At 65.0% G+C, this 13,334-nt stretch carries 9 protein-coding genes; all 9 read right to left on the bottom strand.

From position 1 onward, the window contains the following. A partial coding sequence (gene tuf, locus ACR2MZ_RS11475) for an elongation factor Tu (RefSeq protein WP_434005170.1) occupies positions 1–1,097 on the bottom strand: 1,097 nt, incomplete at its 3' end. Between the two features lie 55 nt (positions 1,098–1,152). Continuing rightward, a complete protein-coding gene (gene fusA / locus ACR2MZ_RS11470) occupies positions 1,153–3,234 on the bottom strand; it encodes an elongation factor G (RefSeq protein ID WP_434005169.1) in 2,082 nt (693 codons plus the stop codon). Between the two features lie 14 nt (positions 3,235–3,248). Beyond that, entirely contained in the window at positions 3,249–3,719 is a 471-nt protein-coding gene (rpsG, locus tag ACR2MZ_RS11465; RefSeq protein ID WP_338176508.1) for a 30S ribosomal protein S7, read from the bottom strand. A gap of 3 nt (positions 3,720–3,722) precedes the next feature. Further along, positions 3,723–4,118 carry a 30S ribosomal protein S12 gene (rpsL, locus tag ACR2MZ_RS11460; RefSeq protein WP_434005168.1) on the bottom strand — a complete coding sequence of 132 codons (396 nt, stop codon included), beginning with the start codon at positions 4,116–4,118 and terminating at the stop codon, positions 3,723–3,725. Between the two features lie 248 nt (positions 4,119–4,366). Beyond that, complete coding sequence (locus tag ACR2MZ_RS11455) at positions 4,367–4,756, bottom strand: DUF4383 domain-containing protein (RefSeq protein WP_434005167.1); 390 nt, start codon at positions 4,754–4,756, stop codon at positions 4,367–4,369. Positions 4,757–4,813: 57 nt separating this feature from the next. Next, on the bottom strand, positions 4,814–5,140 hold the full coding sequence (locus tag ACR2MZ_RS11450; RefSeq protein WP_434005166.1) for a hypothetical protein: 327 nt from the start codon (positions 5,138–5,140) through the stop codon (positions 4,814–4,816). Continuing rightward, positions 5,137–5,316: a hypothetical protein gene (locus tag ACR2MZ_RS11445; protein ID WP_434005165.1), complete on the bottom strand. Its 180-nt coding sequence runs from the start codon at positions 5,314–5,316 to the stop codon at positions 5,137–5,139. Before ACR2MZ_RS11445 ends, ACR2MZ_RS11450 begins: the two co-directional genes overlap by 4 nt. 154 nt (positions 5,317–5,470) lie before the next feature. Next, positions 5,471–9,754, bottom strand: coding sequence for a DNA-directed RNA polymerase subunit beta' (gene rpoC, locus ACR2MZ_RS11440; RefSeq protein ID WP_434005164.1), 4,284 nt, complete (start codon positions 9,752–9,754; stop codon positions 5,471–5,473). 52 nt (positions 9,755–9,806) lie between these two features. Continuing rightward, the gene (rpoB, locus tag ACR2MZ_RS11435) at positions 9,807–13,331 is read right to left on the bottom strand and encodes a DNA-directed RNA polymerase subunit beta (protein ID WP_434005163.1); all 3,525 of its coding nucleotides are present in this window, start codon (positions 13,329–13,331) and stop codon (positions 9,807–9,809) included. Positions 13,332–13,334: the final 3 nt, after the last annotated feature.

The following is a 13,334-nucleotide window of genomic DNA, read 5'->3' as shown; positions in this document are numbered from 1 at the left end:
ACTCCCATCTGCACATTGTCCCCCGGCATCACCATCTCCGCCCCCTCCGGCAACTGGATCGCCCCGGTCACGTCCGTCGTGCGGATGTAGAACTGTGGCCGGTACCCCGGAAAGAACGGCGTGTGGAGTCCCCCCTCCTCCTTGGTCAAGACATAGACTTCCGCTTGGAACTGGGTGTGCGGATTGATGCTGCCGGGCTTGCTCAGCACCTGCCCCCGCTCCACCTCATCACGCTCCACCCCCCGCAGCAAGCAGCCGACGTTGTCGCCCGCTTCCCCGGCATCGAGCGTCTTTTGAAACATCTCGACCCCGGTCACCACCACCTTGCGCCGCTCCCCCATGCCGACGATCTCAATCCCCTCACCGGTCTTGACCTGGCCCCGCTCGATCCGCCCGGTCACCACCGTGCCCCGGCCCTTGATCCCGAAGACATCCTCAATCGGCATCAAGAAGGGTTGATCGATCGCCCGCGCCGGCGTCGGCACATAGTCATCGACCGCCCGCATCAACTCCCAGATCGGGGCGTACTCCGGCGCCTCGGGGTCAGTGCTGCTGCTGCTGAGGGCGGCGAGGGCACTCCCCCGCACCACCGGAATCTCATCGCCGGGGAAGCCGTAGGCACTGAGCAGTTCGCGCACTTCCAGCTCGACTAGCTCGAGCAACTCCTCGTCGTCCATCACATCGACTTTGTTGAGAAAGACCACCATCGAGGGGACTTCGACTTGGCGCGCCAGCAAGATGTGCTCGCGGGTTTGCGGCATCGGTCCGTCGGGGGCGCTGACCACCAGGATCGCCCCGTCCATCTGGGCCGCCCCCGTGATCATGTTCTTGATGTAGTCGGCGTGGCCCGGGCAGTCGACGTGGGCGTAATGGCGCTTCTCGGTCTCGTACTCGACGTGCGTGATCGAGATGGTGATGCCGCGCTGCTTCTCTTCCGGCGCCTTATCGATCTGATCGAACGCCTGGAACTGGGCCAGGCCCTTGGCCGCCTGCACCTTCGTGATGGCAGCCGTCAGGGTCGTCTTGCCATGGTCGATGTGACCGATCGTGCCCACGTTCATGTGCGGCTTGGTCCGCTCGTACTTCTTCTTGGCCACTAGAATCCTCCTGCTGTTTTGGACAGCGCCAGACTGAACCTTGCTTCAGAGCCGTTCACTGTCCGGCTCCCTTCTTACCCACGGCCTCTGCCAGGTTGCCCGGCAGCTCCGCGTAATGATCGAACTCCATGGAGTACGCGGCACGACCCGAGGTCATGGAGCGCAATGCCGTCGCGTAGCCGAACATCTCAGCCAGGGGCACATAGGCCGTCACCGACTGCGATGTGCCGCGACCCTCCATACCCAGGATATGACCTCGCCGCGAGGAGATGTCGCCCATCACGTCGCCGAGATACTCCTCAGGCATGGTGGCGACCACCTTCATGATCGGCTCCAACAGGTAGGCGTCGCCTCTGCGCAGGGCATCTTTGACGCCCATCGAGCCGGCGATCTGGAAGGCCATCTCGCTCGAGTCCACGTTGTGGTAGGAGCCATCCACCAACCGGACCTTCAGGTCCAGCACTGGATAGCCGGCAACCACACCGCTGTTGATCGCCTCCTTGATCCCCTTCTGGACAGCCGGGATGTACTCGCGCGGGATCCGACCCTGCGTGATCTGATCGAGGAAGACAAAGCCCAGGCCCCGCTCACCTGGTTCAACCTCCAGTTCCACGTGGCCGAACTGTCCCTTGCCGCCCGACTGTCGCACGAAGCGGCCGGTGCCGTGGGCGGACCTGCGCATGGCTTCGCGGTACGCGACCTGGGGCCTGCCGATGTTCGCGTCCACCTTGAACTCGCGCGTCAGGCGGTCGACGATGATCTCCAGATGCAGCTCGCCCATGCCGGCGATGATGTTCTGGCCGCTCTCTTCGTCGGTGTGAACCCGGAAGGTGGGATCCTCTTCCGCCAGCTGCTGCAGGGCCAAGCCCAGCTTGTCCTGGTCGACCTTCGTCTTGGGTTCAATGGCCACCGAGATGACCGGCTCCGGGAAGGAGATGGACTCGAGCAGGATCGGCTGCGACTCGTCGGCCAGCGTATCGCCAGTGGTCGTGCCCTTGAGCCCGACGGCGGCGGCGATGTCGCCGGGGAAGACCTCTTCCACGTCCTCGCGCCGCATGGCGTGCATGCGCAGGATCCGGCCGAGCCGCTCCTTGCGACCGGTGGTCACGTTCAGTACTGTCGAGCCTGCCTTGAGGCGGCCTGAGTACACGCGGAAGAAGGTGAGCTTGCCCACGCCTGTGGGGTCGCGCTGGACTTTGAAGGCCAGGGCGCTGAAGGGCTGCTCCTCATCGGGTTGGCGGATTGCCAGGCTGTGGTCGGCGGGATTCAAGCCCTCGACCGCCGGCTTGTCAGCCGGCGATGGCAGATAGTCGACGACGCCGTCCAGCAGGGGTTGGACCCCCTTGTTGCGCAGTGCGGCGCCGCAGAGAACAGGCACTATCTGGCTGGCGCAGGTCCCCAGGCGCAGCGCTCTGATGATCTCCTCTCCGGAGATCTCCTGCTCCTCCAGATACTTGTTCATGATCTCCTCGTCGAAGTCGGCCGCCGCCTCGAGCATCACGCGGCGGTGCTCCTCGACCTTGCCCCGCAGCTCGGCCGGGATCTCGGAGGTCTCCAGGTTCTTGCCCAGGTCGTCGGTGTAGACGATGGCGCGCTGGTTGATCAAGTCGACGATGCCCTGGAAGCCCTCCTCGGAGCCGATCGGCAGCTGCACAGCCACCGCTCGCGCGCCGAGCCGGCCTTTGATGGAGTCGAGCGCAGAAAAGAAGTCGGCGCCCATGCGGTCCATCTTGTTGATGAAGGCGATCCGTGGCACGCTGTAGTGATCCGCCTGCCGCCAGACGGTCTCCGACTGCGGCTCCACTCCCGCCACCGCATCGAATACCGCGACGGCGCCGTCCAGCACCCGGAGGCTGCGTTCGACCTCGACAGTGAAGTCCACGTGTCCGGGTGTGTCCAGGATGTTGATCGAGTGGTCGCGCCAGGTGCAGGTGGTCGCGGCTGAGGTGATCGTGATGCCGCGCTCCTTCTCCTGGACCATCCAGTCCATGGTGGCCGCGCCCTCGTGGACCTCGCCCATCTTGTGCAGCTTGCCGGCGTAAAAGAGGATCCGCTCAGTAGTCGTGGTCTTGCCGGCGTCGATGTGCGCCATGATGCCGATGTTGCGCACATTCGCCAACCGGGTTGGGGCTTTCAATGCAGTTGCCATCATCAGTACCTGAAGTGGCTGAAGGCCTTGTTTGATTCCGCCATCCTGTGCGTCTCCTCTTTGCGACGCACGGCGCCGCCAGTGTTGTTGGAGGCGTCCAGCAGCTCGAAGGCCAGTTTCTCGGACATGCTCCGGCCCCCGCGCTGGCGGGCGAAGCGGACCAGCCAGCGGCGGGCCAGGGCCACGCGCCGCTCCGGCCGGATCTCGATCGGGACCTGGTAGGTGGCGCCACCCACCCGGCGCGGCTTGACCTCCAAAAGCGGGGTCGCGTTGCGCAGGGCGGCGTCAAAGATGTCCAGCGGTTCCTTGCGGGACTGGCGGCTGGCACGCGTCAGCGCTTGCTGCACCACCCGCTCGGCTGTCGACCGCTTGCCGTCTTTCATGACTATGTTCACGAACTTCGCCACCGACTCCGAGTGATAGATGGGGTCGGGCGCGATGGTTCGCTTTTCTGGCCGGCTTCTTCTGGGCACTGCCTATCTCTTCCTGCCGGCGGCGGCGGCCTTCTCGCGCTTGGCGCCGTACTTGGAGCGGCCCTGTTTGCGGTTCTTGGTGCCCACCGTGTCTAGAGTGCCGCGGATGATGTGGTAGCGAACACCGGGCAGGTCCTTGACGCGACCGCCGCGGATGAGCACCACCGAGTGCTCCTGCAGGTTGTGTCCGATGCCGGGGATGTAGGCGGTGACCTCGATCCCGGTGGTCAGGCGGACACGCGCCACCTTCCGCAGAGCTGAGTTCGGCTTCTTCGGCGTCATCGTGTAGACACGCACGCAGACGCCGCGGCGCTGCGGCGAAGCCTTCAAGGCCGGAGCCTTGGACTTCTTCGCTGCCGCCTTGCGGCCGATCCGGATCAGCTGTTGGATGGTGGGCAAACGGTATCTCCTGTAAGTGTTTCTTCCCAGCCGTGAACGCCGTGCTGGGACGACAAACGGTAAGTATATCGCAAGGCAGCAATACCAAATCGGCCGCCATCCAGAAGAGGCACGGCCTCCCCGTACACCCCCCTCCGAGTGCAAAGCGACCGGTCATCGCAGGGCGTCCGGGCCAGCCCGACACGACGATTAAAGAGAGAGGGCGCTCCGCCGGGAGCGCCCTCTCTTGCCTGACGCAGCCTACGGGCTTACGCGACGGCGCGCTCCTCACGATTGTTGGCGAAGGCGAAACCCGCCAGCCCGCCCAGGAGAGCGGTGGCAGCGTGCAGGACGATGTCAGTCCCGCCGATCGGGACCAGGCCGAGGAAGCGGCCGGCGCTGTCGGTGGGCAGGAAGCCTGCCACTGCCAGCACTGCGAACAGGACTGCCATGCCGCGGGCGTACAGCACCGAGCGGCCGGTCAGGAAGGCCGCGATGCCGATGACGCCGACCAGCAGGTGCACCACGTTGTGCAGCACGTTCACCGGAAAGAGGATCAGCGTGCCCACCGCCAGCGTGCTGGAGACGGCGAAGCCGATCAGTCCTACCAGCGTGTAGACGGCGCCAAAGACGATTGCGTAAGTACGGGCGAGATTCATTGAGTTTCTTTTCCTCTGACTAACTGATGGACGGGACGACTGTGCTCGGTGAGGCTCTCAGTGATTCACCTCCCGGCGAGTTCCAGTAAGTGCTACGAAGCTCCAGCGTTGGGGGATCACCAGCGCCAGGAGCGCCGCTGCCTCGATCGCCTTGGTGCCTAGGCCAACTGCATCGGCGGTTTCCAGACCGGCGGCCAGGTAATAGGCGTAGGCGGCCAGATTGGCGATGAGCAGCAGACCGAGTGCCGGGCGCCATCCCGACTTCAGCAAGCCCCAGACGGAAACCGCCATCAGCCCCAGCCCGTCGAGCATGAAGAGGACCGCCGTGGCCGGCTCTCCGGCGTGGGCGGGAATCAGAGCCAGGTGGATGGTCGCGCTGATCAACGCCAGCAGCAGGGCAGCTTTCGCAGTGGTCCCAATGCCTGCAGACCGGCCAAGAGCCGCTGGCACCCTGCCTCGCCTCTCTCGGCGCCATAGGTCACCGCCGCGAGGAACGAGAACAGCGCCACCGCCAGTCCGGGCAGGGCGACGATGGCAGCGCCGTGCTCCCCCATGGCCATTAGCGCAGCGTCTCCTTCACGGGTTGGCAGGACCACATGCGTCTGATACGCAGGCGGCCGAGACAGAGATCACTGCACGCGCGTTCCCGAGCCCCGGGCGAAAGGCGGATGAAAAAAGGGGCGCCCGACCAGGCGCCCCTTTCTCGAGTCGGTATTACACGCTGAGCGTGTCGAGGTCGATGGGCTCTTCCTCGAGCAGGCGTGCCGCCTGTTCGCGCTGCTTCTTGTAGTAGTCGAGTCCAGTTCCGGCGGGGATCAGCTTGCCGATGATCACGTTCTCCTTGAGTCCCCGCAGACGGTCGATCTTGCCCGAGATAGCAGCCTCCGTGAGGACCTTGGTCGTCTCCTGGAAGGAGGCGGCCGAAAGCCAGGAGCTGGTGTTGAGGGCCGCTTTGATGAGGCCGAGCAGCACAGTCTGCGCTGTTGCCGGCTCCCCGCCCTCAGCCAGAACCGCCTTATTCGCCTCCTCGTAGTCCCACTGCGAAACGATCTCGCCGGGCAGCAGGGTGGAGTCGCCGGCCGAGTCGACGCGGACCTTCCGCATCATCTGCCTGACGATCACCTCGATGTGCTTGTCATTGATGTCGACGCCCTGGGAGCGGTAGACCTTCTGCACCTCGTCGACGAGGAACTTCTGGACCTCCTCCTTGCCCAGGATGTGGAGCAGCTCCTGAGGGCTGATGGGCCCTTCGGTGATCTGCTCGCCGGCCCTGATGTGCACGTCCTTGTGGTCGCGCGACTCCAGCTCCGGCCGGATCCGCTCGCCAGGTGGGATCGCGTATTCACGGACCTCCTCATCGACAGTTGACACGGCGATTTCCTTGGCGCCTACCCGAACCCTGCCGGCGTGTCGCGTCCGGAGCACCGCGTTCTCGGTCCTGGCCAGTTCCTGGCCCTCCATCACCTGGGCGCCATCCTTGACGACCACCTCCATCCCGGACTCGACGGGATAGGAGACCTCGAACTCTTCGCGGGAAGTGATGCGAACCTTGCGGCTGCCGTCCTGACGGATGACCTCGAGCTCTCCCTCGATCTCCGAGATGAGGGCCTTTCCCTTTGGAATGCGCGCCTCGAACAGCTCCTCGACGCGGGGCAGACCCTGAGTGATGTCCTTGCCCGCGACACCGCCTGTGTGAAACGTACGCATAGTCAGCTGGGTGCCCGGCTCCCCGATCGATTGGGCGGCGATCACGCCCACCGCCTCGCCGATCTCGACCAGCTTTCCGGTTGCCAGGTTGCGACCGTAGCAGACGCGGCAGATGCCCTCCCGGGCTTCGCAGCTGAGCACCGAGCGGATCCGCACCGATCCGGCCTTTGCCTCGATGGCCCGGCGCGCCGCCGAGTCGTTGATGGGCTCGCCCGCCCGGACCAGGACCTCCCCGGCCTTTGTGACGATGTCTTCAGCCGCCGTCCGGCCGGCGATCTTCTCCAGGATCGGGTCGCCCTTGCCGCCTTCGGTGCCTATGCCGTGGACCCAGATCCCGTTGCTGGTGCCGCAGTCCTCCACCCGCACTATCACGTCCTGAGCCACGTCGACCAGGCGCCTTGTCAGGTAGCCGGAGTCCGCCGTGCGAAGGGCTGTGTCGGCCAGACCCTTGCGGGCGCCGTGGGTGGAGATGAAGTAGTCGAGAACCGTCAGGCCCTCTGTGAAGTTGGCCTTGATCGGCAGGTCGATGATCCGGCCTGTCGGGTCGGCCATGAGGCCCCGCATGCCCGCCAGCTGGCGCAGCTGCTGGACTGTGCCCCGGGCGCCGGAGCCCATCATCATCCAGATCGGGCTGAACTTGTCGAACGACTCCTCGGTGGCGCCGGCCACCTCCTCGGTCGCCCTGGTCCAGAGTTCGATCACCTTGCGATAGCGCTCGTCATCGGTCATGACGCCGCGGCGGTACATCCGCTCGACCTCCTCGACCTCCTTGTCAGTCTTGGTCAGGATCTCCGCCTTGTCCTGCGGGTGCGGGATGTCAAAAGCCGAGATGGTGAAGCCGGCCCGCGTCGCGTAGCGGAAGCCCAGCCGCTTGATCTCGTTGGCGGTCTCCGCCGTGACCTCGCTGCCGTAGAGGCGGAAGATCCGCGCGATCAGGCCCCGCAGGCCCTTGCGATCGAAGTGGGCGTTCTGGTACACCAGCGGCTGCAGATCCTCGCCACCGCCTTCACCGGCGCTGCTCGGCGCGTCCTCCGCCGACAGCGGGTCGCGGCCCACCGGCAGCACGTTGTTGAAGATGACCCGGCCGGGTGTCGTCACTATCAGCTCGCCGCCCACCCGGACCCGAGCCCAGTCCTGCAGGCCGATGGCGTTTTCGTGGTAAGCGAGCAGCACTTCGGCCGAGCCGGAGAAGGCCCGCAGCTTGGCAGCCTTCACGCCCACAGGCATCTGGCTCCTGGCCGCCGTGAGCCAGTAGCAGCCCAGGACGATGTCCTGCTGCGGCGCCACCACCGGGTTGCCGTCGGCCGCCGAGAGGATGTTGCGAGAGCTCATCATGAGGTTCTTAGCCTCGGCGATGGCGCCCGAGAAGAGCGGCACATGGACTGCCATCTGGTCGCCGTCGAAGTCCGCGTTGAACGCGGGGCAAACCAGCGGATGGATCCTGATGGCCGAACCCTCGACCAGCACCGGCATGAACGCCTGGATGCCCAGGCGGTGCAGCGTGGGGGCCCGGTTCAGAAGCACAGGATGGTCGTGGATGACCTCGTCGAGGACGTCCCAGACGACGTTGTTGCTGCGCTCCACCATCCGCTTGGCTGACTTGATGTTGGTGGTGTAGCCCTTGTTCACCAACTCGCGCATGACGAACGGCTTGAAGAGCTCCAGGGCCATCTTCTTGGGCAGGCCGCACTCGTTCAGCTTCAATTCGGGCCCGACGACGATGACCGAGCGACCCGAGTAGTCGACGCGCTTGCCCAGCAGGTTCTGGCGGAACCGACCCTGCTTGCCCTTCAGCAGATCTGAGAGAGACTTCAGCTTGCGGTTACCGGTGCCTGTGATGGCCCGGCCCCGGCGGCCGTTGTCGACCAGTGCGTCGACTGCCTCCTGGAGCATGCGCTTCTCGTTGCGGACGATGATCTCGGGAGCGCCCAGCTCGAGCAGCCGCTTCAGCCGGTTGTTGCGGTTGATCACGCGCCGGTAGAGGTCGTTCAGGTCCGAGGTGGCGAACCGCCCGCCGTCCAGCTGGACCATCGGCCGCAGCTCCGGTGGGATGACAGGCAGCACCTCGAGCACCATCCAGGTCGAGCTGGCGCCTGACTTACGGAAGTCTTCGACCGCCTTGAGACGCTTGATCGCCTTCTGCCGCCGCTGCCCGCTGGTGGTGCGGGACTCCTCGCGGAGCTGGTACATCTCCTGGTCCAGGTCCAAGCGGGCCAGCAGATCGCGCACTGCCTCGGCGCCGATCCGGGACTTGAAGACACCGCCGAAACGATCGACGAACTCGCGCTGCTGGGCGTCGGTCAGGATCTGCTTCACATGCAGTCCCTCCAGATCCTCGCGCGTCTGCTGTAGCTGCTGCTGGCGCACCTCGAGCTGCTGCTCCAGGGAGGCATGCTCTCCGCCGGTGGCGGCCTCGATGGTCGCCGCAAGCTCCGCCTCAGCCTGCGAGTAACGGTTGCGCGCCAGCTCCTGGGCAGCCCGCAGCTCGGCCTCGGTGCGCTCGATCTTCTCCTGCACCTTGCGCAGGGTGCCGGCGACCATCTCCTCGCCAAAGGTCTCACCCTTGACGACGACAACCTCCTCCTCGCCCTCGATGCCCACCACGTAGTTCCGCTTGGCCTTGGTTCCCAGACCCTTGGTGATGGCTGCCTGGACCTTCTGCGCCTGCTCGCCGAGCAATTTCTCAGTGGCTTCGAACTCCTGCCGGAGCTGCGCCACGTCGGCCTCAACCTCGCTCTTCAGCTGCTGCAGCCTGCCCTCATGCTCCTGCCGGATCTCACTCGCCTTGGCCTCCACATCACCCCGCAGGCGGGCTGCCTCCTCGTCGCTGTCGAGGTTCAAACTATTGAGGAAAGCGGTGCGCGCCGCCTCGTCAACATCGGTGACTATGTAGTTGGCGAAGTAGAGCACCTTTTCCAGGTTGCGTGGTGACATGTCCAAAAGCAGACCCATCCGGCTGGGAATGCCCTTGAAGTACCAGACGTGGCTGACCGGCGAGGCGAGCTTGATGTGTCCCATCCGCTCGCGCCGGACCTTGCTGCGGGTCACCTCGACCCCGCACTTGTCGCAGATGATGCCCTTGTACCTGTAACGCTTGTACTTGCCGCAGTGGCATTCCCAGTCCCGGGTGGGGCCGAAGATGCGCTCGCAGAAAAGCCCGTCCCGCTCGGGGCGCAGTGTCCTGTAATTGATCGTCTCCGGCTTCGTGACCTCGCCGTGCGACCAGGAAAGGATCACATCGGGCGAAGCCAGCGAAAGCCGCAGGGCGTCGAAGTTCTCGAGCTTCAACAAGCCTAGTTATCTCCTCTTTGCAGTGAGCGGCCGGGACGTGTCTTGACTGCTCTCATTCGCCGGCGTCCTCGCCCAGCTCCAGCCTCTCCAGGCTGATGCCGAGATCGATCGGCAGCTCCGGCATGTCCTCTTCGTTGAGCACTATCTGCTGCTCGTTTTCGCTCAGGATCTCCACGCCGAGCGCGAGACCCTGGAGCTCCTTCACGAGCACTCGGAAGCTCTCCGGGATGCTGGCCTCCAGCGTGTTGTCGCCCTTGACCACTGCCTCATAAGCCTTGACCCGGCCGACTATGTCGTCGGACTTGACTGTCAGGATCTCCTGGAGGACGTGGGCGGCGCCGTACGCCTCCAGCGCCCAAACCTCCATCTCACCAAAGCGCTGGCCGCCGAACTGAGCCTTGCCGCCCAGCGGCTGCTGGGTCACCAAGCTGTAGGGGCCCGTCGAGCGGGCGTGGATCTTGTCCTCGACCAGGTGATGCAGCTTGAGCATATAGACCCAGCCCACAGTCACTTCCTGGTCGAAGTCGACGCCGGAGCGGCCGTCGCGCAGCCTCACCTTGCCGCTGCGGGGCAGGCCCTGGGCCGCCAGCTCCTCCTCGATGGTCTCCAGGCGAGCGCCGTCGAAGACTGGCGTGGCTATCTTCTGGCCGAGTGCTTTCGACACCCAGCCCAGATGCGTCTCCAGAACCTGGCCCAGGTTCATCCGGCTGGGCACACCCAGCGGATTGAGCACTATCTCGACAGGTGTGCCGTCGGGCAGGAACGGCATGTCCTCGATCGGCATGACGCGGGACACGACGCCCTTGTTGCCGTGGCGGCCGGCCATCTTGTCGCCCGACGAGATCTTCCGCTTCTGGGCGATGTAGACCCTGACCAGCTCGGTCACTCCGGGCGGCAGCTCGTCCTTCGCTTCGCGGCTGAAGACCTTGACGTCGACCACCACACCGCGCTCACCGTGCGGCACGCGGAGGCTGGAGTCGCGGACCTCCCGCGCCTTCTCGCCGAAGATGGCCCGTAGCAGACGCTCTTCGGCCGAGAGTTCGGTCTCGCCCTTGGGCGTGATCTTGCCCACCAGCAGGTCGCCCTGCTCGAGCTCGGCCCCTATGTAGACGATGCCGCGCTCGTCCAGGTTCCGTAGCGCATCGTCGGCCACGTTGGGGATGTCGCGCGTGATCTCTTCCGGACCCAGCTTGGTCTCCCGGGCCTCGATCTCGAACTCCTCGATATGGATGGAGGTGTACTTGTCCTCCTGGACGATCGACTGCGAGAGCAGGATCGCGTCCTCGAAGTTGTAGCCCTCCCAGGGCATGAAGGCGACCAGCACGTTCCGGCCGAGCGCCATCTCACCGTTGTCGATGGCAGGACCGTCGGCCAGCAGGTCGCCCCGCTGCACCTTCTGGCCTGCCTTGACCAGCACCCGGTGGTTCAGGCAGGTGCCCTGGTTCGAGCGGTAGAACTTCTGAAGCGGGAAGCGATGGTCAGGCGAACCATCCTCCGGCCTCACCACAATCTCGAAGATCGGGGTGGCGTGGATGCCCCTCAGCTCCAGCGGGTTGGCCACGTCGACGACGGTCCCGGCCACGTCCGAAACGATGACCTCGCCCGAGTACTTGGCGGCATAGTGCTCGACGCCGGTGCCAACCATCGGCGACTCGGTGACCATCAGAGGCACCGCCTGCTTCTGCATGTTGGCGCCCATGAGGGCACGGTTGGCATCGTCGTGCTCCAGGAAGGGGATCATCGCGGTGGCGACGGAGACTATCTGCTTGGGGGAGACGTCCATGTACTGGATGCTGGTCACGTCGGTCACGGCAAAGTGGCCGCGCGAACGCGATGGGGTCCTGACGTCCTTGAAAGTGCCATCCGCGTTCAGGGCCACGTTGGCCTGAGCGATGTTGTAGAGGTCCTCCTCGTCGGCCGAGAGGTAGACGACCTGAGGCGAAGCCCAGGCCACGATGTCAACCGACTGCACACCGCCCTTCTTCAGCTTCTCTCCCGAGCTCGCTTCGAGCACCGCCCCCGTGGGCAGGACTTCCTTGCCCTTGCCGTCCAGCGCAGGCCGGCGCAGCGTGCGGCCCTCGAGCAGATCAGCTTCGCCGCTGACGTTGAGGCGGCTGTAGACGCGTCGAAACGGCGTCTCCACGAATCCGTACTTGTTGACCTTGGCGTAGGTCGCCAGCGAGCCGATGAGGCCGATGTTGGGGCCCTCGGGCGTCTCGATCGGACAGATCCGGCCGTAGTGGCTGTGATGCACGTCGCGGACGACGAGGCCGGCCCGCTCGCGGGAGAGGCCGCCCGGGCCGAGCGCCGAGATGCGACGCTTGTGCGTCAGCTCGGCCAGCGGATTGATCTGGTCCATGAACGTGGAAAGCTGGCTGGAACCGAAGAACTCCTTGATCGCGGCCACCACCGGCCGGGCGTTGATCAGGGAGGCGGCGGTGACCGTGTTCGGATCCGAGATGGTCATCCGCTCCTTGATGATCCGCTCCATGCGGATCAGGCCCATCCGGAACTGGTTCTGGAGCAGCTCGCCCACCGCGCGCACCCGGCGATTGCCGAGGTGGTCGATGTCATCGGCGATCTGCTTCTCGGGCGAGGCGTTGTTGAGCTCGATGAGCTTGCGCAGGATGGCTATGAAGTCGCCCTTCTCCAGGATGCGCAGATCGCGATTCTGAACCCGCTCCTCGATGTCCTCCTTGTCCCTGCCCAGTCGCTTGTCGACCTTGTAGCGGCCGACCCGGCCCAGGTCGAAGCGGCGGGAGCTGAAGAACAGGCTCTGGAGCAGCGTGCGGGCGTTGTCGACGCTGGGCGGATCGCCCGGGCGAACTCGCCGGTACAGCTCCAGCAGGGCATCCTCGGTCCGCGTGGTGGGGTCCTTGTCAAAGGTCGCGTCCAAATACGGGTGCTCCGCGTCGGTGTCCACGTCGCCGAACAGCTCCCGGAAGGCACGCTTCTGCGCCTCGCGGTCGTTCTCCGTGCCCGCCAGCTGGGGCAGCTCGAGCGCCTTCAGCAGGGCGGTCACCGGCAGCTTGCGCTTGCGGTCGATCTTGGCTGTCAACAGATCCTTGGTCGAGGACTCGATCTCCAGCCAGGCGCCGCGGTTGGGAATCAACTTGGCGGCAAAGAGCCGGCGACCGGTGGCCAGGTCCTCGCTGGCGGTGAAGTAGACGCCGGGGGAGCGGACGAGCTGGGAGACAACCACCCGCTCGGTTCCGTTCACGATGAAGGTGCCCTCATCGGTCATCATGGCGAAGTCGCCCATATAGACCTCTGACTCCTTGATCTCACCCGTCTCCTTGATGGTGAGCCGGGTCCTGATCCGAAGCGGCGCCGCGTAGGTCATGTCACGGTTGCGGCATTCCTCGACCGAGAACTTGGGCACGCCGAACTCGTAGTCGAGAAAGCGCAGCTCGAAGTTCTTGCCCGTGTAATCGGTGATCGGGTTTATCTCGTCGAAGAGCTCGCGGAGCCCCTCAGACCGGAACCACCGGAAGGACTCGATCTGAGTTGAGATCAGGTCTTCGAGCTCAACCAGGTTGGGGATCTGGCCATAGGAGAGACGCGCGGGAGCCTTCATCTC

It is taken from the genome of Candidatus Dormiibacter sp. (assembly GCF_050999135.1).
Classification (GTDB): domain Bacteria; phylum Chloroflexota; class Dormibacteria; order Dormibacterales; family Dormibacteraceae; genus Dormiibacter; species Dormiibacter spiritus.
The sequence above is the reverse complement of the archived record's forward strand: the minus strand, read 5'-3'. Positions and strand labels throughout refer to the sequence as shown.

Excerpts from the sequence above, each read along its gene's own strand:
- ACR2MZ_RS11455 (WP_434005167.1), bottom strand. The coding sequence starts at position 4,756 with ATGAATCTCGCCCGTACTTACGCAATCGTCTTTGGCGCCGTCTACACG.
- ACR2MZ_RS11445 (WP_434005165.1), bottom strand. The coding sequence starts at position 5,316 with ATGGCCATGGGGGAGCACGGCGCTGCCATCGTCGCCCTGCCCGGACTG.
- rpoB (WP_434005163.1), bottom strand. The coding sequence starts at position 13,331 with ATGAAGGCTCCCGCGCGTCTCTCCTATGGCCAGATCCCCAACCTGGTT.